The sequence below is a fragment of the Fischerella sp. genome (genome assembly GCF_013388695.1).
GTDB lineage: Bacteria > Cyanobacteriota > Cyanobacteriia > Cyanobacteriales > Nostocaceae > PCC9605.
This window is the reverse complement of sequence record NZ_JACAEU010000125.1, coordinates 1-24,819: the sequence shown is the minus strand read 5'-3', so window position 1 is coordinate 24,819 and position 24,819 is coordinate 1. Positions and strand designations below refer to the sequence as shown.

The window sequence follows — 24,819 nt, the reverse complement described above, 5'->3', positions numbered from 1 at the left end:
CAAGCATGGGTCGAGGAACTGCTCGGTTTGAGTCGCAATAAGCAAGCATATTATCGGCGAGGTTTAAGGGCTATGAAGCTTATACAGCAAGCACTTTAGCTCGCTTGTCACCCCTTGAACCCTAGCTCTTTACGAATTATACAAGCAGAGACGCGATATATCGCGTCTCTTTTGTTACCTTTCCTTGGTTAACTGCCGATCAACCTAGTTCTTCCCCAGACGCCGAAAGTTCGCCTAGACTAGCACTTTTGAGCGAACCTGGTAAAGATTGGGAATGACCAGAATATGGCTGAGCTAGGTTAGAACGTAATTTTCGCATCAGGCTACCCATTTCCAATGCTGACATGGCGTAGTCCCAACCATGATTGCTTTTAATACCAGCCCGTTCCAAGGCTTGCTGCATGGTGTCGGTTGTCAAAATGCCAAAAATCACCGGTACGCCAGTTTGAAAAGAAGCAGCGGCAATACCTTTTGCTACCTCAGATGAAACATAATCAAAATGAGGTGTTTGCCCCTTGATGACGGCACCCATACAAATTATGGCATCGTAGCGACCCGAAAGCGCAAGTTGGCGAGCTACCACTGGAACTTCAAAACTTCCCGGCACCCAAACATAGTCTACTTGAGAGCCGTGAGGATCGACATCGACGCCGTGGCGTTTCAAGCAATCTTGACACCCTTCCAGCAGTTTCGTGGTAACTAGGTCATTGAATCGACCAATTACCAATGCAAACCGCAAAGGCTCTGTCTGCGTAAAAGTTCCCTCGAAAACTGCCATGACCGCCTCTAAATCAACTATACTCTTGCAAATATATACATTCTTCTCTAAAGACAACAGGAGCAGCGGAAATAAGAATATGGGGAGATGGGGAGATAGGGAGATGGGGAGACAAAGAATTCAAAATGAATTTTCTTTTGAATTTATTTGTCCCCGTGTCTCCGTGTCTCCGTTTCCCCGTTTCCTCTTGTGGCTCCTCTGCCCCTTTTTTTATGCTATTAACTTTTTTGATGTCGCGGCAGTTGGTTAGACTACGAAAAAGCTTAAGGCTGCTACTAAAAGTACCAAAGCAATCCAGGCTCCAGAGCCAAGCCACAGCAATCTTTTAGATTCATTCCAGTTTTGGGGAGTGGCATAGGCAACAGGAACGCCAATTACCATCGCAAACGACACAAGAACCAGAGCTAACAAAGCAATTTGGAATATAATAGTCATTTTCCCTTATCCCAAGACAGCGAAGATAGTGACATACTCCTACACCGACTGAAAGCATCACGGTGTAGAATTCTCAGCGACTCCCGGTATTCCGTCGGACATTAACTGAGCTTTATTAACGATACGGGATGCCCCTCCGCACCGAAAAATATAAAAAGTTTAGTTTTTGAGTGGAGTGGTGATTAGCTTAAACCACTTTGTAGATCATAAACAAACATTGACAAAAGCTCAACTGCCCTTCATGCCCAGAACCTATGGTTCGGATTGGTTAAACAGCGTTTAGTTTTTGTGCTGCTATTCATCTCAACACCAACTCTACGCTTTAGGTTCCCTACAGGGTAAGCTGATGTGCATTTAAGTTGCATAGTCAGGGCGGGCGAGACGCCCACCCCACAAGAGTTTGATTTTTTTGAGAATGCAAATTAAATGCCTTTTAGCTTATGAATACGATGTGGGCTGATGTCGGATAGAGCTAAAGATAGAATATTTATAGAGCAAAACCGACTATTTTCTTTAATTGGTTAAGCTAGCAGAAATTGCAACACTTTAGTCCAGAGTCAAAAGTCCAAAGTCAAAATCATGACCCTTGACTCTTGACCCTTGACTCTTGACCCTTGACTCTTGACTATGGACTTAATTCTGTGCCACACAACAGCTGATTTTGACGCACTGGGGGCGGCGGTAGGACTAACGCGGTTGCTCCCAGGTAGCAAGATTGTGTTAACTGGCGGCGCTCATCCACCTGTACGGGATTTTTTAGCGTTGCATCGGGATGAGTACGCGCTAATAGAAAGGCGTTCGGTCAATCCGAAAAAAATTCGTTCTCTAACTGTAGTAGATACACAATACCGCGATCGCCTGGGTAAAGCTGCTGAATGGTTAGATTTACCCCAAATCAAAGAAATCATCGTTTACGATCACCACCTCGAACAACATGGCGATATCCCTGCAACTAAATTCCATATTTCCGACGTAGGAGCCACCACAACTCTAATTGTGGAGGAATTGCAAAAACGGCAAATTTCCCTTTCTGTCGCGGAAGCAACGGCAATGGCTTTGGGTATCCACGTTGATACTGGTTCACTCACTTATGACCACGCCACATCACGAGATGCCTTGGCTCTAGGTTGGTTAATGCAGCAAGGTGCTAGTTTATCGGTAGTGGCTGAGTATGTTGAACCCGGTTTATCTCCCCAATTGCAGCAATTATTATCTGATGCCCTTGACAATCTCCAGTATTTATGCATAAGAGGATATACGCTGGCTTGGGTAAGGCTGAAAACCAATGCTTTTGTACCGGGGTTATCGAGTCTGGCTTCCGAACTAATGGAGTTGACAGAAATTGATGCTTTACTGCTAGCTAACGAATATCCTTTGGGAGAGAATGATTCGCGCTTAACGGTAATTGGGCGATCGCGAATTCCCGGCGTCAATCTCAACCAAATATTTCAACCGCTAGGCGGCGGCGGACATTCTCAAGCCACATCGCTGAACCTCCGGGGAGTAGATTTTCAGGAAATCTTAAACCAACTATTAAAAGGGTTAAAAGCTCAAGTTCCTCATCCACCAACGGCACGAGATTTAATGTCATCTCCTGTTCGTACCATCCGCCCAGAAACCACAATAGAACAAGCGCAGCGGATTTTACTACGCTACGGACACTCTGGTTTATCTGTAGTTGATGCCCAAGGTAAGTTGGTGGGTATTATTTCTCGTCGAGACATTGATATTGCCCTGCATCACGGCTTTAGTCATGCACCAGTCAAAGGCTACATGACAATAAATTTAAAGACTATTACCCCTGATACTACTCTGCCAGAAATCGAGTCATTAATGGTGACTTATGATATCGGACGGTTGCCAGTGTTAGAAAATGGGCAGTTAGTAGGAATTGTCACGCGCACCGACGTTTTGCGGGAATTACATCAGCAAAATGATGGGGAACTCGGGGCCCCCACGACCGCTAGGGAGTGGGGATTAGGGGCAATAGGGAGATGGGGAGATGGGGAGAAAGGGAAAGGAGGGGAAGAAAGTGTTGAGATTCCGGCGCTTAGTCAATTGCGCGATCGCCTTGCTCCCAAACTCTGGGAACTACTCACCAAAGCCTCTGCACAAGCCAAACAACGCGGTTGGCATTTGTATTTAGTGGGGGGAGCAGTACGCGACTTACTGCTAGCCAAAGAAGCATCTGGCACTTTGTTAATTCAAGATATAGATTTAGTAGTCGATGGCTTTCACAAAGCTGCTGATGTAGGTGCTGGTGTAGAATTAGCCAAAGCACTCCAGCAACTTTACCCAGCTGCACGCCTAGAAATTCACGGTGCTTTTCAAACTGCTGCTCTACTTTGGCACAAAGACCCAGAATTGGATTCTCTCTGGGTAGATATTGCGACTGCCAGAACTGAATTTTATCCTTACCCAGCAGCTAATCCTGAAGTCGAAGCCAGTTCAATTCGTCAAGATTTGTATCGACGCGACTTTACCATCAATGCCCTCGCACTGCGACTCACACCTCCTCGTGCTGGTAAACTACTTGATTTCTTTGGTGGTTTACTAGATTTGCAAGCTAAGCAAATTCGCGTTTTACACGCCAACAGCTTTATTGAAGACCCCACCCGTATTTATCGCGGCGTCCGCTTTGCCGTGCGCTTTGGCTTCAACATTGAACAGCAAACAGAAGAGTATATTCGTTATGCCATAAATAGTGGTGTTTACGATCGCACTACTAGAGAAAACAGCAAAGCACCTGCACTACAAACTCGACTGAAAGCAGAATTAAAGCACATTCTCGAAGCGCCTTATTGGAAACCAGCTTTACAGTTACTGGCAGATTTGGGAGCATTACAGTGCATCCATCCTACTCTCAAGCTTGATGAGGAGTTGTGGCGGCAATTACGACTGCTAGAACGCTGTTTGCTCAGATTTGACCCCGAACAATCGCTGATTACTCACTGGCAGATGCGCTTAGAAGCAATCATTGCCCACCTCACACCAGAATATCGAGCCAAGGTGGCAAAAAATCTGCAAATGCAAGAAGATAGCATCGAACGCTTGCAGAACTTTGCCCAGACACAAGCTGAGGTAAAGGAAACTTTACCCACTTGCCAGCGTCCCAGTCAGGTGGTGAAATTACTACGGCGTTACGATTTACCCACGTTGATTTTAATTGCTCTACACAGTTCGCGAACGATTAGGCGGCAAATATGGCATTACTTGACAGTTTGGGCTAACGTGCAGCCAATTCTCAATGGTAACGATCTGAAGAAACTTGGTTACAAACCGGGGCCGCAGTATCGGCAAATGCTGGATGATTTGCTAGCTGCTACCTTGGATGGAGAGATTAAAGATAGGACTGAGGCTGAGAAATTTTTGGCACAGCATTATGCTCAGTAATTTATATTTCAATCGATGTGGTTTTTATGCAAATACAAACATCAAAGGGGACATGTAAATGAGCCAATTGCTGTGCTATTTCCAATCCATCACAGGAATTAAAAATTGCTAACTGCAAACCCCGCTTTACCGCTTTTCTCAAATCGGGTTCTAAATCATCAATCGTATAGTTTTCATATAAGTCTTTTGCTGGGGGTAGTTTTCCCCTCGCAGTGGCGATTAATTGGCGATCGCCTTCTGTCCAAATTTGCAAATAGACAGTAAAACCATTGTCAAAATCACCATCTATATGAATAATAATCAACTTACCCATTGCTGCTTCCTTGCAGGCAGTTAAATTATAAAACTCCAACTGGTATTAGCGTTAGCAAGCTCAATTCGTAAACTGAAACACTCTCCAGTTTTGCCACTGATTTTTAGTTGAAACAACTTATCTGCTTTTTTAGCTTCATCTTCTTTGAGAATTTTTCCAGATGTATCAAGCACAATAAATTTCAGACCTATGGGCAGAGTTGTACTATCAATGGAATACACTGCTAAGCGAATGTCCCTTTCTTCAGATGATGTTGGCTGAATACTAACAACCAATGCTAACGAAGTCACTGTCGATTCAATTTCCAGATCAATACGCTGGGCACGTAAAACTCCTTCTGTACTAACAGCACTTCTAGCAACAACTAGCTTGCCTGTTTCTTCACCTAAAACATCTTTAACTGTCTGCCAACTAGCATCAATAATATTTTGCAGCCATTGTTCTAAGTTCACTAATGTCTGACTTAATAAAGAATTAGAAACTTCGCTCTCCATATATTGTATGGGAATACCTGATATCTCTTTCAGTTGCCCAGATTTGATGAGAGCTTCAAGTTTTTCAAGACCTTTTTGTGAACCATCTACAAATATATCCATAGATCCTTCTTCAATTCTCTGTATAGTTATTGATTCGTCTCCTGTTTTTATTCGGATCTCCTCAACAATTTCTTCTAAAATATTTGCATCTAATTTACTGCTAACTTAGGGGTTATCTGTGGTATTTATGTGTGTGTAGAGACGTTGCATTGCAACGTCTCTACAAATTTTATCGGTAGGTAAATTAGCTGATCGCCAAGCGTATTGGGTTATAAACCAGAACCCCAGTATCGACAAATGCTGGATGATTTGCTAGCTGCTACCTTGGATGGAGAAATTAAAGATAGGACTGAGGCTGAGAAATTTTTAGCACAACATCATACTTCCTAAGAGAATCAAAACCAACCGCATTCTGATGTGGTGTATGGCTTATATTCGTTAGGAACTATGTTTTTTTGACCAGCAAACTTCCTACCGTAATAACCGTCATCAAAACCACGACCAAATTCACCACCAGCAGTACGTGGCTTGTAAGCTTTTCCTTTTTTAGCACTCTCACGTCCTTGTCGGTAGCCATCAGCGTAGGCTTGAGGGTGATAGGCGGGATCTTCGTCAACCAGCCATTGAGTAACCGGATAGCAGTAATTAAATCGAAAAGGATATAGGCGATGATAATAGTAACGCCGATGAGCTTGAGCGGGTTGATTGTTGAGGAGCATTCCAGTAGCAGTAGCTAAAGCTACTAGACTTGCCATCATAATCTTTTTCATAATATTATTCTCCAGAGTTGTTTAACTTCTGGTGCTTTTAAGATATCGTTGAGAATATTTGATTGACATCACCTGTTTGGGTGACTAATCGCCCTATTACTAACAACTTTTCTACATGAAAATTGCTACTAATTTCATTAGTTGAGTAGATAATGTTGGTGAGCGTAAATAAAATAAAGATAAGGTAAGGGGGTAGAAAATAATAACGGTTAAAAATTTTTGAACCACTAAGACACTAAGACACTAAGGCAATGGTCTACTCTAGTTAGGGTAAATAGACTGTATGAGGTTGATGTTTATGCAAACCTCGCGGCTAAATACTACCTCTGCAAGAGTCACAGGAGATGAAACCGTGAGTAGTTTAGGCAAAAAAAGATTAGAAGTAGCTTTAGCGATCGCCACTTGCGCTATTGGTAGTGGTGGTGCCTCAGCTGCGCCAACTCCTGGCGTAGAAGTTCCAAAACAGGTGATTTTAACTGCTTCTGATGTTGCTATGTACACTTCTATATGGAAAATCTATTTTCAAGAAGATTTATCCAGCAAACAAGTGATAGAAATGCTGGCAGAGTTGGGTTTAGTAACAGCAGCAGCAGCAGGAACGGCTTACATTGTTTCCAAAGCAACCACAGCAATATTATGTGAAATCACAGACTGGCTTGGGCCAATGGGATGGGGTGTTGCAGCAGCGATCGCAGGTTCTATAACTGGTTTATTTGGGGCAGCTTGGGCAGTATATTGTGATTATCTTTACTGTCAAAAAGAACTTCAACCTGCTTAAATTTGTCATTAGTCATTGGTAATTACAAATGACTAATGACCAATGACTGTTGATAACTTTTAAAACACACCAACTTTATCTGTTTTTTCCCAAGGAAGTTCCAAATCAATCCTACCCACATGACCATAGGTAGCTAGTTTTCTGTAAAAGCCATCTTTATAGATTGAAGGCAGGAATCTCAAATTAAACTGCTTAATTATCCCTGCTAAACGAAAATCAAAATGCTTTGCTAGTAGTTGTGTGATTTCTTCATCAGAAATTTTGCCTGTTCCAAAAGTTTCTACCTGAATACTGACTGGTTTGGCAATACCGATCGTGTAACTCAGCTGCACCTCACATTCATCAGCAATACCTGCCGCTACAAGATTTTTAGCTGCATAACGGGCGGCATAAGCCCCGACTCTATCTATTCTAATTGGGTCTTTGCCACTTAGAGCTGAACCACTATGCTGTGCATATTCTCCATAAGTATCTATGGCATTTTTTCTACCTGTTAACCCAGAGTGAGCAGCAGGGCCACCACGAATAAATTGTCCATCAGGATTAATAAATATTCTCGTCTGTTCATCTGGTTTAATTTCTTCAGTATCAAAAACAGGTTTAATTACTGTCTCGTAAATATCGTCTCGAAGTTGTTGTAAATCAGGATATTTCGCCTTATTTTGACTGGCAATAACTGTGAGACTATGAATTCTATAAGGACGGCGATCGCGATATTCAACTCCTACTTGAGTTTTGCCATCGGGAGTAAGATAAGAGAGTATATTTTGGCGTCTGACTTCACTAATTCGTTTTGCTAGTTTGTGAGCTAACCAAATTGGTAGAGGCATCAAAGCAGAAGTTTGATTGCAGGCAAAACCAAATACTGTCGCTTGGTTTTTGGCAGGAATTTGCTCTATCTCTTCATCAGAAAGTTCTTTTTCATGAAAAGAATAAATCTGATCGGGAGTCAATTCTGAAAGGCTAGTCAAAATACTACAAGTCTTACCATTAAATTCTGTATGTTCGTAGCCTACCTGGTCAATTACTTTTCTGGCTACGTTGGTGAAATCTACGTTGGCACTAGGTTCAAATCTAGCTGCAATAAAAACAATACCTGTAGCTACAGCACATTCTGTAATTACGCGAGAATAAGGATCTTGCTGAAGAAATCGGTCTACAATCGCATCACTAATCTGATCGCAAAGTTTATCAGGATGCCCCTCTGTTACCGATTCAGAGGTAAACATGAAGTCTTTTTTCATATGTTTTCACCTTTGGTTAGTATTTACTAATTCATTCTGCTTCAATATTTGAGATCCCCTCAACCCTGCTTAAAAAGGGGGGCTTGGTTTTCCGATTGCTTTAGTTTCTCCAAGTTTAAAATTCAGTTAAAAAATAGGGCTTTTTTCCCCCTTTCCAAAGCAGGGTGGTTTCATACGACGGAATAAAATTTGAATCCCTACCAACTTCTTAAACTCTTTGTGTCCTTTGTGTCCTTTGTGGTTCGTTAACATAAATATCTCTGGGTGGGAAGAGACTAATTAATTTTTCTGGTGTTTGTATGAAACCACCCCCCTGCTTTCTAAGGGGGGTTAGGGGGATCATTTTTTGTCATCATTTGCTGATGGTAGATTCTTTGTGCTTTCATTCACCAACAGAGGCAGCAAAGCACTACCGCCAATGACAGCACTATCTACAATATCAATTGGCGTAATCTTCAATAGACTCCGCAGTGGTGGAATAGCTATAGCAAGAAGTTGAATAGCAAAAGAACCGACAATGGCAGCATTTAAGTAGGAATTATTCGGCAGTTTTTCTTGACTAAAGATGCTGTGATTTTCAGAACGGCAGCTCAGGGTATGTAGCAGTTGGGCTGATGTTAGGCTCATAAAAGCAATAGTGCTTGCCTGGGGACTGATGCCATATTTGAGGATGCCGTATCCGTAAGCTGCTAAAGTACTGACGGATATTGTTCCTGCCTCAAAAGCAATTCTGCCAAAATCTGAACTCTTAATTATTGGTTCATCTGGGTTGCGGGGAGGCTTACTCAGTACATCTGGTTCTGGTGCTTCCAACGCCAGAGAAAGACCAGGGAAAATATCTGTCACCAAATTTAGCCAAAGCAGTTGGATTGCGTTTAGGGGTTCGCCTATACCAACTGCGGTAGCGGTTGTCATGACTATGATTTCACTTAGGTTGGTGGCGAGAAGAAAATGCACCGATTTTCTAATGTTGTTGTAGATAGTTCTCCCCCGACTGACGGCAACAATCATGGTTTCTAGCCTGTCATCTTCCAGGACGATATCTGCAACTTCACGCGCTACATCAGTTCCGCCTTTGCCCATTGCGACGCCAACTTGAGCAGCCTTGAGTGCGGGAGCATCATTAATACCATCGCCTGTCATGGCCACAACTTGTCCAGCGGCTTGTAATGCTTGGACGATTTGCAATTTATTGCTAGGACTGATGCGGGCAAAGACATCCACTTTATCAGCAAGTGCTGTGAGTGCCTCTGGGGTAAGATTGTTGAGGTCAGTGGAGTCTAGAATTTCTAGTTGCGGATCTCTGCTTAATTCTAATTCTTTGGCGATCGCATAGGCAGTAGGACTTTGATCCCCGGTAATCATCACCGTATCAATACCAGCCTCGTGGAATTGAGCTATTAACTCTTTGACACCTTTGCGAACTGGATCTGCCATACCCACAAGACCAAGCCATGTCAGGTCTTGCTCCGGATTTTGCCTGTTGTTGTTTTCATCGAGAATTGTATAAGCTATACCCAGCACTCTCAGTGCTTTTCCTGCCATGCGGTCATTTTCTATTTCTATTGCCCGCCTGTCTTCTTCTGTTAAAGGTATGACTTCCCCGTCTTTCAGCCAGAATTTGCATATCTGGACAACTTCTGCCGGACTGCCTTTCACAGCAACAAATTTATGGTTATTATCAATCGCATGAACCGTACTCATGATGTTACGATTCTCTGAGCGCAAGTTAGTTTGCAGCAGCTGATACTTGTCTCTAAGCTGGTTCACATCTACCCCAGCACTGATAGCCATGTGAATCAAAGCATTCTCTGTTGCCGACCCTTTGATGCTATACTTGCCATCTTGCTCTTGGTTGACTTGACTTTCATTACAAAGAACCGAAACATGAATCAGCTTTAGCAATTCATCGCAAGCGTAGGGATTAATATTCTCGTCATTAGCGATAAATTCACCATCCAACACATTAATTTGTCGGCTGTCTACACGAACTTCGACAACAGACATCCGATTTTCTGTAATCGTTCCAGTTTTATCCAAGCAAATGGTTTGCACCGAACCCAAAGCTTCTACAGCACCAAGACTGCGAACGAGGACGTTACGCTTCCGCATATCTTGGATACCCAAAGCCAAGGTTGTAGTGGCAATTGTGGGCAACCCTTCCGGAACGGCAGCAACCGCTAGGGATATAGATGATTGAAGCATTTGCAGCAAACCATATCCCCGCAACACCCCAATACCAAAGACAAGTCCGCAAATTCCCATGCCAATTGCCACTAGTTGGCTACCTACTTGATCGAGTTGTCTGGCTAGAGGAGTTTCGGTTGCTGTTGCTTCGCCAACTAATTGTTGAATCTTGCCCATTTCGGTAAATTTGGCTGTTGCTACCACCACTGCCAAACCTTGACCACCTGTTACCAAAGTTCCTTTGTAGACCATATTTGTACGATCTGCCAAAGGAATATCTTCACCTGTTAAGGATGATGTTGATTTAGTCACAGGTATGCTTTCCCCTGTTAACGCAGACTCATCAATACTGAGATTTTCTGCTTCTAGTAGTCGGGCATCTGCTGCTATATAACCACCTGTTTTCAGAACTAAAATATCGCCAATAACAACATCTTCTATGGGAATTTCGATTTGCTTACCATTTCTAATTACCCAAGTCGAGGTCTCCTGATGACTGCCGAGAGAGTGAATAATTCTTTCTGACTGGCTTTCTGTTGTATAACCAATCGCCGCATTCAGACCAACCACTCCCAGAATTACTAACGCATCGATAAGTCCCCCCGTCACTACTGAAACACCAGCAGCAATGCCCAACAGAGCAACTGGCAAAGACTTGAATTGGTCAATCAAGATACTTAAATCAGAACGAGTCTTTGCTGTTGCTAGAACATTCGGGCCATATTTATTTAAATTTTCAGCAGCAGACTCACTAGATAACCCTGATTGTTTTGAGGTATTAAATGAATCTAGAACTGCATCTGTTTCCATTAGATGCCAGTTTTCTATTCTTTGCGCTTGAGCATTAGCAATGGGTTTTGGTGTTTCTTTGGTTAATGCTTTTTTTGTTGCAGGTAAATTTTTTACTGGTAATTTTATGTCTGAATTTTGATATTCTAAAACATTTTTTTCAATTAATGTTGCTATTTTTTCTGTACTATATTCGTAATCAAAAAAAATCAGAATATTGCTAGTTAATGGATTAGCAGAAACGTAATTTATTCCTGGCTGTTCTGAGAGCGATCGCTCAAGATATTGTTTGAGAGATTCCGAGCGATAAAGCTCCTTAACTTTATATCTAGCTCTACCTTTGACCTGATTATGAATTACTTTAATCACAGAAATACTTGCCCCTGTCTGAAAACTAAAAATTACAAATAGCCAATATAGTAGCTTTTCCTAATTTTTAATCATTTGATTCTTTTGCTGTATTTAATTTCATAAAAGAGTCGAAAGCATACCAAGCCAGGACATACCAGGGTATTTCATCAATTTGCAGCCCTTTAATAAACAACTGACGCACAGCCAGCGCACTAAATCCCAGAGGTAATAACAGCCGCAAATCAATTACACCGTTGGTTATCCGTCCTACATCGGTGTTGACATCTGAAATTACATTGATTAAGTCTCTAGCTATCTCAGATTTTGCATCTTGAGAATAGATTCGAGTCATTTCAGAGTTAAATTCTGCCTGTTTGTCATTGATGAGTTCAGCATTGACCTCTGCGGCTAAGTTTTCAATTACCTCTGTAGTTTCTGCTAGTGCTTCTTTACACCTTTCGGAAAGAGCGATTCCTCCTTTGATGGCTGTTTGGACTGTAGGCTGATGTACCGCTGCGGCCAGAGGAAGAATCACAGGTGCAAAAATTAATCCTGTGAGACTCTCGACAATTTCAGGTACATTAATTTGTTCCCAGTCAAACGTAGAAGATCGCATCTGAACATTTCCTCCGCAAACAGGCAGATGATATAAAAGCGTAGTCAGATTTAAAGCTCAAACCATCAGCCTGTAGGTTTAACTTAAGATTTCAGAAAACCCTGCACCAGAAAAATTTGGGTGTCGGCAATTTTTTGCGAATATATTAGTCAATTAGTAACCTTTTAATAATCTTTTCTTAACCTTAGATATTGATAAATAAGGGATGCCTGATGTGAATTAAAAACTATAGCAAAAATTAGGTTTTGAAAATCGACCACAGATGAATACAGATAAACACTGATAGATAGTTGACTTGGTACAACATTGCACAAATTCGTAACTAATTATACTCTGCGCCCCTCTGCGCTTACTCTGCGTCCCTCTGCGTTTAAAAAAACTACGATAATGTATTTTACCCCACCCCTTAGCAAGGGGAAGGGAAAAGGGTAGGGTTTTACGTTTAAGTACGCGAGTTGGTATCAGAAAAGTGTTAGCCTGCCTGGGCTATCAACTGGTTAGCAATCTGCTGTGCCTGGTTGATGGGAATGGCAAATCCTAATCCTTGGGTACCTCGAATGATCGCAGTGTTAATGCCGATGACTTGCCCTCTTTGATTCAATAGCGGCCCGCCAGAATTACCAGGGTTAATAGCTGCATCTGTCTGGATGAAACCAATCCCCCCATCGCGTACACCAAAGGCACGACTAGAGCGTTCTGTGCCACTGATAATACCCACTGTGACGGTGTTATCTAAACCGAGGGGGTTGCCGATCGCGATCGTACCTTTGACATTTACCTGAGCAAAGTCATCGGGACGCCCAACATTGGGAACTGCTACCATCGGTGCATTCACTTTTCCAGGAATCGTACCGTTGAGGGCATTACCTTCTATACTCGCTCCATTGATAGTGAGATTTGAGCCTAAGTCTACAAACTTTTGATAATCAAAAGTCTGAACCTCAGTGACATAACCAGCCTTACGGTACTCATCAATCAGGTAAGCACTTGCCTTTTCCATGACTGGCGTACCAGTAACTCGCGCACCCATATTCACCAAAGCTTGCACATCTGCATAAGTTGCATTATTGCGATCGCTTTCTTTCGCCTCCGCTTTCGGGAAAGATTCGGCAACATTGTTTGTGCGATTTGGTTGCAAAGCACAAGCAGTAGGTAGTGAAACCAGGGCAAATAATAGCGCTGCATTCAACCAAGAATTTGTTTGGTTTCTCTTCAAGGGGGTCATTAATTCGGAGTTGGATTAAGTCATGTATTTAATTAAGCTCCTGTAATTTTTATTGTGATTGGTGAGAATGACAAAAAAATGTCAACACATCGGATAATGCTAAGGAAGCTTAGGTTACAAAAATCACCCAAAACCACATACTGTGAAAACTCAGGATCGCAAATAACATCATAGTTCAGTACACTATAAGCAAAACTCCTGAAATTTGAAGGTTTCGTGTTTGTGTATGCAGACTCATTCTATGGAATATAACCAGCTTCTAAAAGCCTTGCTTTACCTACCCATCAATGCACCGCAAGCAACAATAGGTAATATATTTATTCCAGAATTATTAAAAACATTGGGGTATGATGTCACCGAAACGATTCCCAACTTTGCTACTGGGAATGGTACTGATAAAGTTGACTATGCTGTTAGAAGAGATACTGACAAAGACATCTTTATCCATACCAAGTCTAACCCTTATCTGCTTATTGAGTTAAAAGGCAGAGATACTAACTTAAGTGAAAATTCCACACAGTATAAGTCTACCGTTTCCCAACTTAAACGTTACCTGTTAGCGCCGAACTGTCAATCTGTACAGTGGGGGATTATCACCAACTCAATCCATATACAGCTGTTTAGGAAACACGGTAAGGTTATCCACCCTTGTTTACCTTGCCAGGAAATCACTTCGGACAATGTTGACGAGATTGTACAGAACATCAAAGCTAAAATCGACACCCCACAAAAGGCACTTACAGCTGCCATTTACAACAACAAAGGTGGGGTGGGAAAGACTACAACAACACTCAATCTGGCTGCAACGCTAGCATATTTGGGAAAACAAACATTAATAATTGATTTTGACCCAAGCCAGCAGGATTTAACTAACTCCCTTGCTCTCAAACCAAAGGAAGATGTGCTATATTCCTGGTTGGAAGATAAGGCGAGTATATCGGTTCCTCCTGGATTAAGCTTCAGGTTAAATTTCCAAGTACCATCCAAAGATACAATCGCATTTGATATTATCCCTAGCGACCAAAAGCTGATGGAGCTTGGTGAAGAGGAATTGCGGCAACGTATAAAGATAAGCAGACTTAGGCAGGTAATTGAGCCACTAAAATATCAATATGACTATATTTTGATTGATTCTCCACCCAATTGGAGATTGTTTAGCCAGAGTGCTGTGTATGCCTCGGATGTTGTTTTAATTCCCACCAAACACAACAGCATGTTTTCGCTAAAGAACGCGGCTGTTGTCATTCAGCGTTTTATTCCTGAAATTCAGACTAAAAGGAATGACGGAGGGCCTATTGCCCTCCCCATTTTTTACAACGGTGAATCCATTACCGACGCTCAGATATTTACCGCCCAAAAGGAGATAGATAAAATCATCAACAAAGCCAAAACCGATACACTTAATCCTATTGATCTAACACCATATTTTTACCCTAAATATACTCAGGCAAATCAAAGCCGCCACATTTTTAACATACCCAGTTACGCGCATATTGCAAGCGCTGCATTTACTCGCATCCCGGCTGTTTACAAAAATCGGACAGCTTATGAGCATTATTTGGCACTAGCTAAGGAATACTTTTTGCAATAAGAGAGCAGAGACATGAGCTTAAGCGATGTTGGGAATTTGATGTGCCTTTATATGCATGAAATCAACCCAGGTAAAGGCACGGATGCACCAGAGTTTTTAATCAAAGCTGGTGCAAAAGCGCTGGTTGAATCGGGTAGTCGCAATTGGGTTCCGGTAATTGTTAAAGAAATCGGTGAAGATCGCTATGAAGTCATCGGCAATTCATTTATCTACGCGATCGCTGAGGAAGCGGGTTTAGAAAGAGTTTGGTGCATCATTGCAGACGAGAGTGAGAAAACATTAGAGCTAACCAGGATTCTAACTGGGGAGTCAATACCAAAAGTCAATCTTTCAACTGCAACTAGAGATGAAATTCAGGCGGCGTTGCAGTATCTGATTGAAAAACCCAACAGTGAGTTAAAGGGAGTGAAGTTAGCGATCGCCACCAATCGTATTGATGAAGCCCCACGCAAGTACTGGAAAAACTTGGAACCGATCGCAACACTGAAATGTGGCATAACCAAAGGAAAGAAGCTAAATGCGCTCAAAGAAGTTTTTTATCTGAGTCCTGAACAAATGCCAGAAGCGATCGCAGACATCAAAATATTGAACACTTTGACAGTTGCACAGCTAAAAGACATAGCGAAAAAACGGGGGATTTCTGGATATAACAAGAAGAAAAAGCAAGATTTAGTTGAGATGTTATCTGTGTGAAAATATTTTTACGCCAAAAGCGCAGCCAACAGAAATAAGCTATCTACCAAAATCGTACTCAACACTGCTCCACTAAAGGCATACCAGTACCGTCGTCTTGTACCCAAAGGCAAAAGTCCCACTGCCATAAGAACTAAGGCAAGAATTAATGCCCAGGCTGTCCCCCAAGGAGTTTGTATTTGTGCTACGGCATTTCGTAAAATTGGTGACACCAACTCTGGTTCTACCCGCATAATTTGTCGCCAGTGGGGCATCAAATCTACCAAGTAGAAATACACGTCGGTTAAGACTGTACCGAGTAAAGAACCCAAATAAAACCAATTACCGACTTTGCCCCAATTGCGACGCAGACACCATATAGCAAATGGCAAGCCGATAGATTCTACTGGCAAATGCCATAACGGTTCCCAACGCAACCAACCCCAGTAAATCGAACCTGCTAACCAACTCCAGCTAAACCCGAATAGCAAATCTCCCCAAACATATGTTACAGAACGTGACATTAATAAGAGACTCAGCCACACCCATACACCTGTCAGGGCTACACTCAACCAGGGCAGCGATCGCACTAAGGGCGCTTCGATAAATACTGGCACAGACACCAGAAATATGGCTGCGGCAAATACTAGCCAAGTTTGGCGGTAGGAGGTGTAGAAGAGGGGGAGAGAGGGGTAGGGGGAGAGAGAGGGAGCAGGGGGAATTATATGTTTTTCCAGGGTTTGGGTGTCAGTCTTGACGGAGGTAGAAGCAGTATGGGAAGACAAGGTATTGTTAATCAATTTTTTAATATTGTTTACTTAACTTTATCTTATTTAAGATATCACAACATAAATCCCCCCCTGGGGCATAATGATAGTATCTTTTATATTACCAAGGTTGGGTGACGCGAAAGCAGTTTTTTCAAAATACTGCGGGCGAATCCCCTTAACTTTATTCGGGGGGAGTCCCTCAAAGCTACTTTTGAGCGAGAAAACCACTTTGTTATGAAAATAGTCTCCCGGAATCACTGACTCCAAGGACGTAAAGTTGGATAATTCGGTAAAGTTACGTAGCTATCTCTGGAGTCTGGTGAATGGGGACAATGTTTGTAGGCGGTATGGATTTTTTGTTGCCTGTAGAAAATTATCTGATGCAAACAGCTGGTAATGCTGTTGCGGGTGAAGCCAACTTGGTTGGGGAAATAGTGCAAGGATTTATTTTAGGTATAGTCCAAGGCATCACGGAATTTTTACCAATCAGCAGTACCGCTCACCTAATAATATTTCGGGACGTTTTAGGCTGGAAGGCAACATGGAGTAAGGCCGCAGTTGATGGGATTCAGCTTGGTAGCGTTTTTGCGGTAGTAATGTACTTTTGGAAAGACATTCGCAACATTTTGGGAGGTGCTTGGTTAGCATTTCAGCATAAGGAATGGCAGCGATATGAGTGGAAAATGTTTGTGGGGATTGCGATTGGGATGTTTCCGGCATTATTAGGTGGTTTAGTACTCAAGATTTTAGATGTTGAGTTAGAAAGTCCCTTGATGATTGCGGCAATGTCAATTATGATGGCGACGTTGTTGGGTTTGGCGGAGAAATTTGGTTCCCGCAAGCGTGGTTTTGAAGAGGTAGAAATTCAAGATGGGATTATTGTAGGTTTAGGGCAAACGATCGCCCTTCTACCAGGGGCTTCGCGTTCTGGTTCAACTCTGACGACAGCCCTATTTATTGGCTTGCAACGAGAAACTGCTGCTCGATTTTCATTTTTGTTAGGTTTGCCAACGCTGGCGATCGCCACATTAGTTCAAACTAAAGACGTACTCGAAGTATCGCATATGTTCCTGCCACTGATTGTTGGTATTATCTCAACCTTCGTATTCTCTTATCTATCTATCGCTTGGTTGCTGAAGTTCTTACAACGGCGAAGCAACTGGGTATTTGTATGGTATCGCCTTGGGTTTGGAGCAGCAATTCTGGGTGCAATTGGTGCAGGAGTTTTTTAGCTGCGGATGAGAGATGGGGAGGTGGGGAGAGTGTGTTTGGTAGTTGGTGTAATTTTATCGGCAATATTTTTTTATTTAGCAATTGCTGGTTTGCTGTGCTTCCTCAAAACCCGCAGTAATTGGGTATTTGTTTGGTATAGGTTAATATTTGGCGTATTAATACTGGGGTCAATCGCTGCTGGAGTATTGAAAAATAGTTAATAGTCCTTTGTCATTAGTCATTTGTCCTTTGTTTAAATGGAATGACAAATGACTAATGACCAATGACTAATTACTCCTGACCAATGACTACTATTCGTCCTGCTCGAATTACTAAAGTATTACCTGATTCAATTGCGGCAGAAATTGGCTTTGAAGTTGGGGATGCGATTGTGAGCATTAACGGCACACATCCCCGTGACTTAATTGATTATCGATTTTTATGTGCTGATGAAGTGTTAGAACTGGAAGTCTTAGACGCGACTGGAAAAACTCATCAAATTGAAATCGAAAAAGACTATGACGAAGACTTAGGATTAGAATTTGAAACAGCACTATTTGATAATTTAATCCAGTGCAATAATCGCTGTCCATTTTGCTTTATTGACCAACAACCACCAGGCAAACGCTCAAGCTTGTATTTCAAAGATGATGATTATCGCTTGAGCTTTTTGTATGGCTCTTATCTCACCTTAACTAACTTACCAGAACGGGAATGGCAAAGAATTGACAGAATGCGTCTGTCTCCCTTGTATGTTTCCGTTCATGCCACAGAACCCGAAGTTAGAATTAGACTGCTGAAAAATCCCCGTGCCGGACAAATTTTGCAACAAATCAAGTGGTTCCAACAAAGGCGACTGCAAATTCACGCTCAGGTAGTGGTGTGTCCTGGTATTAATGATGGCGAGCATTTAGAGCAAACCCTCAGAGATTTAGCATCATTTCATACTAGCGAAGTGCCCGCAGTAGCTTCTGTGGCAGTAGTTCCAGTGGGGTTAACCAAATTCCGTCCCCAACAAGACGAACTTATACCTGTTTCTAGAGAAACAGCACGAGAAGTCATTAAACAAGTGCGATCGCTCCAGCAACAATTTCGTCAAAAGTTCAATTCTACATTTGCTTGGTTAGCTGATGAGTGGTTTTTAATCGCTGGTGAGGAATTACCATCTGAATCTGAATACGAAGATTATCCCCAAATCGATAATGGTGTTGGTTCCATTCGTTTATTCCTCAAAAACTTTGCCCAAGCCGCTGATAATTTGCTACCACCAAAAGTTAAAGGATGGCGAAAATTTACTTGGATTGTTGGCAACGCTGTGGAAAAAGCATTTCAACCAATCCTAAAGCGTTTGAACTCCGTGGAGGGTTTAGAAGTAAATATGCGTGCTATGAATAGCGATTATTGGGGGCAAGATATTACCGTAACTGGATTGCTAACCGGTCATGACTTGTTGTTAAATTTACAAGGGGAAGATTTAGGAAATGGAATTTTACTGCCAAGTGTCATGCTAAAACATGGCGAATTGGTGTTTTTAGATGATATGGGTGTTGAAGAATTAGCCAGTAAATTGGATACAAATATATTTACTGTTGCGGGAGTCGAAGAATTAATTAAGACCTGTATTAAATAGTTCTTTGTCATTTGTCCTTAGTCATTAGTCCTTGGTTTTTACCAACGACTAATGACCAAATAAAATAAGTGAGGAATAAATAAGTGAACAGCCAGGGACAAACCATAAAAAAAAGTAAATTTAAAAATCTCAAAACAACGGGATTATTCATTTTTAAAATTAAATTTATAATGTATAGTCTGGTGAATATTTTGCCAGCAAATGCTACAACTTCTGAGCCTGTATTCAGCATCGTCCATACTCAAGAAAACAGCAATCAGTGGACAGGAATTGAAAATCGCTTGCGCTCAGTGGGGGTGAAGTATTGTGTAATTTCTTTAGATAGCGTCAGAAGTGCAGCAGACTGGGGCGATCGCCCAGTGTTGTTTTTGCCGAATGTGGAGAATCTGACGCCAGGGCAAGCGATCGCGCTAGAAGAATGGATGAGAAAGGGCGGGCGCTTGATTGCCAGTGGTTCGGTAGGGAGTTCATCACCATCGGGAGTACGGCAATTGCTGCAAACACTCTTGGGTGGATACTGGGCATTTAGCCTTGACAGTCCCCAGAAACTGCAACCTTCTTCATCGAAGAATTGGGAAAGCCAAGACAACCTGTCTGGAACAGTACGCGGTGGGGTTGTGATTCCCAATACTTTAAATTCACAAGCTGCTGCTGTTTGGAATACTAAAGATAATTCGGCAGCAGTTTTAACAACAGAACGTTCTACCTTGTTCGGTTGGCGGTGGGGAGTAGATGCCGCTTCTGGGGCAGAGATAGATACCGCTTGGTTGAAAGCAGCCCTCAATCGTCATTTAAAAAAGTTCTCTATTTTCATTAATAAAGTACCAGAAGCGTCATCAAACTGCTCTACCTCCGTCGCTGCTGCCTCCTCTAGGGAGAGTGGGAGAGGGGGAGAGGGGAACAGAGGGAGAGTGGGAGAGGGGAAGAGGGGAACAGAGGGAGAGTGGGAGAGGGGGAGAAATTCCTCCACTTCCTCTACTTCCCCATCACCCCATCCTAGACCCTTACCTAGTAATACGTTTCTACGTTCAGATGAGGCAATTGACCAACTTGAACACAGAGTGCGTTTGGATGTAATACCTAACTCCAACGCACCCATTAGCCGCAGTGAAGCGATCGCTCTCCAGCAACAGTTAGAAAATCTCATCGGTCGAGTAGAAAGCGCTCATTTAGCTGCTGCGGCATACAATGGCAACTCTGTGTCTGTAAAAGCACAGGAGACACAATTCGCTTCCACTAAATCTGGGGCTCCACCAGTTGTGAGTACGGAGAAAGCCCTGGTACAAGCACGGGAAGTTGTGAAAAACTTGCAGCAGTTGATAGCACAAAAAAAGTATGCTCAAGCTCGCTCTACTTGGCTAATGGCGAAGGCTTCGCTATGGCAGCAATTTCCTGTCGATCGCAGATTGGCTCAACCAGAAATTCGGGCTATCTGGCTTGATCGGGGGACAATTGTTCGTGCTGGTAGCGATCGCGGACTCGCTCAAATTTTTGATCGTCTGGCACAAGCAGGGATTAACACAGTATTTTTTGAAACAGTCAACTCTGGTTACACCATATATCCCAGTCAAGTTGCACCACAGCAAAATCCACTCATTCGCGGCTGGGATCCACTCGCAGCCGCGGTGAAATTAGCCCATGCTCGGGGTATGGAATTACACGCTTGGGTTTGGACTTTTGCGGCTGGCAACCAACGCCACAATCAAATTCTTAATACTAACCCTAATTATCCGGGGCCAGTCCTTGCTGCTCATCCCGATTGGGCAGGCTACGATCATCGCGGTAGAATGATTCCCCTTGGTCAGGGTAAGCCTTTTTTTGACCCAGCTAATCCCCAAGTGCGACAGTATTTACTGCGGCTATACGAAGAAATTGTTACCCGCTATCAAGTCGATGGCTTGCAGCTAGACTATATTCGCTATCCTTTCCAAGATCCAGGTGCAGGACGGAGTTATGGCTATGGACAAGCAGCAAGGGCACAGTTTCAAGAACTTACTGGTGTCGATCCAATGAAGATTTCCCCCAAGCAGGGGGAACTTTGGCGGAAGTGGACGGAATTTCGCACTGAGCGAGTTAATAGCTTTGTTGCTGAAGTTTCCCAGCACTTGCGAGCAAAGCGACCCAACTTGATTTTATCGGCAGCTGTATTTCCCTTACCAGAACAAGAACGCATTCAGAAGATTCAGCAGCATTGGGAAGTCTGGGCAAGGCAGGGTGATATAGATTTAATCATCCCCATGACCTATGCCCAAGATACCTTGCGCTTTGAGCGACTGGCGCAACCTTGGATCGCCTCGACAAAATTAGGTTCTACCTTATTGATCCCAGGAATTCGCCTGCTTGCTTTACCAACAGTCGGGGCGTTCGATCAAATCCAATTGGTCAGAGATTTGCCAATTAGCGGTTATGCCCTTTTTGCCGCAGATAATTTTAACAATGATTTACAAAAAGTTTTTAGTCGCACCCAAGGTAGAGAACAAGGCACGCAACAAGAACCAATACCTCTGCGTCAACCTTTTGCTGCTGCTGCTGCCCGTTATAATGCGTTGCTACGCGAATGGAAGTTTGTTTTGCAAAACGACCAACTGCGATTACCGGGTACGACAATGTCAGAGTTTAATGCCCAAGCAGAAGTTTTGCAAAGCGCTTTGAATAATCTGGCTGCTGAACCCAATGCCAGTAAGTTGCTAGCAGCAAGAGCAACTCTGGTTCGCTTCCAGTTTCAATTTCGGATTTGGATGCGCTTGCAAGCTGCGGAGAATCCCTACCAAGTCAAAGCTTGGGAAAACCGTCTGGGTGCGATCGAAAGGCTGTTGCGTTATGGCGAGAGAACTGCCCAACATTGACCTCTCCCCGGCTTAAAAGCCTTGTCGTTACCCACATCTTCTGGAAACCTTACGCTTATTAGGGTTTGTACGTCTCAGAACAATTATCATCTATCAATATTTATTGAGAATAGTCACGCAATCATCAGGGTTTTGAAATCCGATTTTATGGCGCGCCAGCTTGAGAAAAATGTGGGTAATGACAAGGGCTTTTAAAGGGGGGCTAGGGGGGATCGCAGCCTTAACTGAATCGTATTGGCTTAGAATTCCCAAATTCAACAAAATAGTTAATATTCTTCCAAAAACTATTGACCTGGAGAGAAGTTCTGACATTTAGCCATTTTTGCAAAACGCTGCGATCGCTTGATAATTCACAATGATTTCCGGATGAAGTCTATGCCCGTTATGGTTAACACCTATTTGGGAAACATAAGCTTGAAACGGGTCAAACCCTTAACATCATGGTGCTAATTGGCATGGTGTTGGCTTTAGGGATTTTGGTAGATGTGTTCATCTTAATGATGGAGGGGATGCACGAAGCCATTTTTGTCAAGGGTATGAGTTTTAATCAAGCCGCCCTCCGAACGATGACAACCTATGCTCCACCTGCTTTTTCTGGTCAGTTAACGACGATTTTGGCGCTAGTGCCATTGTTAGCAATTAGTGGGGGTTGGGTAAATTTATCCGTTTGCTACCACTAACGGCGATTATTTGTTTGCTGTTGAGTTTTGCGATCGCTATCCTGGTTGATGTGCCTTTGTCTCGTTATTTACTGGCAAATATCAAAGGTGTCGAGAAAAAATCTTTACTAGAGCCATAAATCATAGCTTCGCTCACCTGGGTGTACAAATCACAATCTTTGCTCAAGCGCCAAATCAGTCTGTATAAAAGAACTAAAATAGCTTATGATTTTTTTATAAACTAATAGAGTATTACTCATAATAGTGTTAATAATTTATGAGCAACGCTTGAGATAAAATCTGAGATTAATCGCTTCAGCTAACAAAAGAAAGCAATATTTTTACTTGAAAAAAATCTTTAGAGAACTTAACAAAAATAGATTGAAAAATACAAAAAATTCATGTAAAACCTGATCGTAAGAGTTAGGGAAAGTTTCTCTTTGATTAAGCCATCTCCCTGAGGAAGATGGTTATTCCTAATTTTGGTGTGAGGCAAATTAAAACAGAAAAAAATCCTGAATAAGGAGATTCCAGCAATCAGAGAGAAGGTATTCGGCAAAAATCCATGAAAACAGCAAAATTCTCAATTTTTAGTAGTTGAGAGATTTTGCAATCTGTACATTCGTTTTACAAACAAAATAGCCATGACCACAATTTTAAGAAGAAGCGAAAGCGGTAGCCTGTGGGAACGGTTTTGTGAATGGATTACCAGCACCAATAACAGACTTTATATCGGCTGGTTCGGTGTTTTAATGATTCCAACGCTGTTGACTGCAACCATCTGTTTCATTATTGCCTTTATTGCAGCACCACCAGTTGATATCGATGGTATTCGCGAACCAGTATCTGGTTCTTTGTTATACGGTAACAACATCATTACTGGTGCAATTGTACCCACATCCAATGCAATTGGCTTGCACTTTTACCCGATTTGGGAAGCTGCTTCCCTCGATGAATGGCTTTACAACGGTGGGCCTTATGAGCTAATTGTTTTCCATTTCCTCATCGGCATTTTCTGCTGGATGGGACGGCAATGGGAACTGAGCTACCGCTTGGGTATGCGTCCTTGGATCTGCGTTGCTTACTCTGCTCCTGTAGCTGCTGCTACCTCCGTATTTTTAATTTATCCAATTGGGCAAGGCAGTTTCTCTGACGGAATGCCTTTGGGCATTAGCGGTACGTTCAACTTCATGTTAGTGTTCCAAGCGGAGCATAACATTCTCATGCACCCCTTCCACCAACTCGGTGTAGCCGGTGTGTTTGGTGGTGCGCTGTTCTGTGCGATGCATGGTTCTTTGGTGACTTCCTCCCTGGTGCGGGAAACCACTGAGAACGAATCCCAAAACTACGGATACAAGTTTGGCCAAGAACACGAAACCTACAATATCGTGGCTGCTCACGGTTACTTTGGCCGGTTAATCTGGCAATATGCCAGCTTTAACAATTCTCGTTCCTTACACTTCTTCTTGGCAGCTTGGCCTGTAGTTTGTATCTGGCTAACAGCGTTGGGCATCAGCACAATGGCGTTCAACTTGAACGGGTTCAACTTTAACCAATCAATTCTTGATTCCCACGGTCGTGTAGTCAATACCTGGGCAGATGTGCTGAACCGCGCCAACCTGGGTATAGAAGTGATGCACGAGCGTAATGCTCACAACTTCCCGTTAGATTTGGCTGCTGGTGAAACTGTACCTGTGGCGATGAACGCTCCTGTAATGAATGGATAATCCCCTCCTCCTCCCTAAATGATGAAAAGCGCCCTCTACTTTGAGAGCGCTTTTTTTAGTGAAAGCCTCAGAACCTTAATTTCTTAAAGAAATCGAGGTTCTAGTTTTTTTAGTTTTTCACGAATGATTTAGGACTGCTATATAACCTTCTGTTGATGGACAAAGTTATTCCATTAAGCTGAACTTCCCCCCAAGAAAAAAGAGCTAACTGTTGACCAGAGTGGGTTTCAAAGTTTTTTGATTCCCTGTTACTGGGTACAAATTGTCAAAGGGGCTTGCGGAGCGAGTTTGAGGCGT

At 42.7% G+C, this 24,819-nt stretch carries 19 protein-coding genes and 2 pseudogenes; 11 read left to right on the top strand and 10 right to left on the bottom strand.

The features are described from left to right. Positions 1–199: 199 nt before the first annotated feature. Together ribH and psbZ are read right to left on the bottom strand one after the other, a co-directional pair. Positions 200–778 carry a 6,7-dimethyl-8-ribityllumazine synthase gene (gene ribH / locus HXY43_RS16730; protein ID WP_026735180.1) on the bottom strand — a complete coding sequence of 193 codons (579 nt, stop codon included), beginning with the start codon at positions 776–778 and terminating at the stop codon, positions 200–202. A gap of 246 nt (positions 779–1,024) precedes the next feature. Next, complete coding sequence (gene psbZ, locus HXY43_RS16725; RefSeq protein ID WP_026735178.1) at positions 1,025–1,213, bottom strand: photosystem II reaction center protein PsbZ; 189 nt, start codon at positions 1,211–1,213, stop codon at positions 1,025–1,027. 627 nt (positions 1,214–1,840) lie between these two features. On the opposite strand from psbZ, the gene HXY43_RS16720 reads away from it, so the two are divergent. After that, positions 1,841–4,606: a CBS domain-containing protein gene (locus HXY43_RS16720; protein ID WP_290884903.1), complete on the top strand. Its 2,766-nt coding sequence runs from the start codon at positions 1,841–1,843 to the stop codon at positions 4,604–4,606. A 1-nt stretch (position 4,607) separates the two neighbouring features. Here the strand turns inward: HXY43_RS16720 and HXY43_RS16715 are convergent, their stop codons facing one another. The 3 genes from HXY43_RS16715 to HXY43_RS16705 all read right to left on the bottom strand — a co-directional run bounded on the left by HXY43_RS16715 (position 4,608) and on the right by HXY43_RS16705 (position 6,225). Continuing rightward, on the bottom strand, positions 4,608–4,919 hold the full coding sequence (locus tag HXY43_RS16715; protein WP_290884906.1) for a hypothetical protein: 312 nt from the start codon (positions 4,917–4,919) through the stop codon (positions 4,608–4,610). Between the two features lie 20 nt (positions 4,920–4,939). Continuing rightward, positions 4,940–5,584, bottom strand: coding sequence for a DUF1822 family protein (locus tag HXY43_RS16710; protein WP_367161488.1), 645 nt, complete (start codon positions 5,582–5,584; stop codon positions 4,940–4,942). A gap of 266 nt (positions 5,585–5,850) precedes the next feature. Then, positions 5,851–6,225, bottom strand: a complete 375-nt coding sequence (locus HXY43_RS16705; protein WP_290884892.1) for a hypothetical protein — start codon at positions 6,223–6,225, stop codon at positions 5,851–5,853. A gap of 352 nt (positions 6,226–6,577) precedes the next feature. On the opposite strand from HXY43_RS16705, the gene HXY43_RS16700 reads away from it, so the two are divergent. Then, a complete protein-coding gene (locus tag HXY43_RS16700) occupies positions 6,578–7,003 on the top strand; it encodes a hypothetical protein (RefSeq protein WP_290884900.1) in 426 nt (141 codons plus the stop codon). 59 nt (positions 7,004–7,062) lie between these two features. Here the strand turns inward: HXY43_RS16700 and metK are convergent, their stop codons facing one another. From metK to HXY43_RS16680, 4 genes and pseudogenes are all read right to left on the bottom strand, one after another. Then, on the bottom strand, positions 7,063–8,247 hold the full coding sequence (metK, locus tag HXY43_RS16695; RefSeq protein WP_290884889.1) for a methionine adenosyltransferase: 1,185 nt from the start codon (positions 8,245–8,247) through the stop codon (positions 7,063–7,065). A 339-nt stretch (positions 8,248–8,586) separates the two neighbouring features. Continuing rightward, complete coding sequence (locus HXY43_RS16690) at positions 8,587–11,592, bottom strand: HAD-IC family P-type ATPase (protein WP_290884886.1); 3,006 nt, start codon at positions 11,590–11,592, stop codon at positions 8,587–8,589. A gap of 67 nt (positions 11,593–11,659) precedes the next feature. Then, positions 11,660–12,190: a DUF5132 domain-containing protein gene (locus HXY43_RS16685; RefSeq protein WP_290884883.1), complete on the bottom strand. Its 531-nt coding sequence runs from the start codon at positions 12,188–12,190 to the stop codon at positions 11,660–11,662. 487 nt (positions 12,191–12,677) lie between these two features. Continuing rightward, a pseudogene (locus HXY43_RS16680) lies at positions 12,678–13,415 on the bottom strand (trypsin-like peptidase domain-containing protein); the annotation flags it as partial. Between the two features lie 226 nt (positions 13,416–13,641). Here HXY43_RS16680 and HXY43_RS16675 point away from each other — a divergent pair. Next, positions 13,642–15,006 carry an AAA family ATPase gene (locus tag HXY43_RS16675; RefSeq protein ID WP_290884880.1) on the top strand — a complete coding sequence of 455 codons (1,365 nt, stop codon included), beginning with the start codon at positions 13,642–13,644 and terminating at the stop codon, positions 15,004–15,006. A 12-nt stretch (positions 15,007–15,018) separates the two neighbouring features. Beyond that, positions 15,019–15,699 (top strand): Rho termination factor N-terminal domain-containing protein, encoded by a 681-nt coding sequence (locus HXY43_RS16670; RefSeq protein ID WP_290884877.1) that lies wholly within the window; start codon positions 15,019–15,021, stop codon positions 15,697–15,699. 8 nt (positions 15,700–15,707) lie between these two features. Here HXY43_RS16670 and HXY43_RS16665 read toward each other — a convergent pair whose 3' ends face one another. Further along, on the bottom strand, positions 15,708–16,478 hold the full coding sequence (locus HXY43_RS16665; protein ID WP_290884874.1) for a DUF3120 domain-containing protein: 771 nt from the start codon (positions 16,476–16,478) through the stop codon (positions 15,708–15,710). 293 nt (positions 16,479–16,771) lie between these two features. Here HXY43_RS16665 and HXY43_RS16660 point away from each other — a divergent pair, with 293 nt between their 5' ends. From HXY43_RS16660 to psbA, 7 genes and pseudogenes are all read left to right on the top strand, one after another. Further along, the gene (locus HXY43_RS16660) at positions 16,772–17,680 is read left to right on the top strand and encodes an undecaprenyl-diphosphate phosphatase (protein ID WP_290884871.1); all 909 of its coding nucleotides are present in this window, start codon (positions 16,772–16,774) and stop codon (positions 17,678–17,680) included. Between the two features lie 30 nt (positions 17,681–17,710). Continuing rightward, a pseudogene (locus tag HXY43_RS16655) lies at positions 17,711–17,881 on the top strand (undecaprenyl-diphosphatase); the annotation flags it as partial. A gap of 83 nt (positions 17,882–17,964) precedes the next feature. Beyond that, entirely contained in the window at positions 17,965–19,290 is a 1,326-nt protein-coding gene (locus tag HXY43_RS16650; protein WP_290884868.1) for a TIGR03279 family radical SAM protein, read from the top strand. Positions 19,291–19,373: 83 nt separating this feature from the next. Next, positions 19,374–22,136 (top strand): family 10 glycosylhydrolase, encoded by a 2,763-nt coding sequence (locus HXY43_RS16645; RefSeq protein ID WP_290884865.1) that lies wholly within the window; start codon positions 19,374–19,376, stop codon positions 22,134–22,136. Between the two features lie 440 nt (positions 22,137–22,576). Further along, on the top strand, positions 22,577–22,816 hold the full coding sequence (locus HXY43_RS16640) for an efflux RND transporter permease subunit (protein WP_290884862.1): 240 nt from the start codon (positions 22,577–22,579) through the stop codon (positions 22,814–22,816). Beyond that, a complete protein-coding gene (locus HXY43_RS16635; protein ID WP_290884859.1) occupies positions 22,804–22,935 on the top strand; it encodes a hypothetical protein in 132 nt (43 codons plus the stop codon). Before HXY43_RS16640 ends, HXY43_RS16635 begins: the two co-directional genes overlap by 13 nt. 504 nt (positions 22,936–23,439) lie before the next feature. Then, complete coding sequence (gene psbA / locus HXY43_RS16630) at positions 23,440–24,522, top strand: photosystem II q(b) protein (protein WP_026735004.1); 1,083 nt, start codon at positions 23,440–23,442, stop codon at positions 24,520–24,522. Positions 24,523–24,819 lie beyond the last annotated feature (297 nt).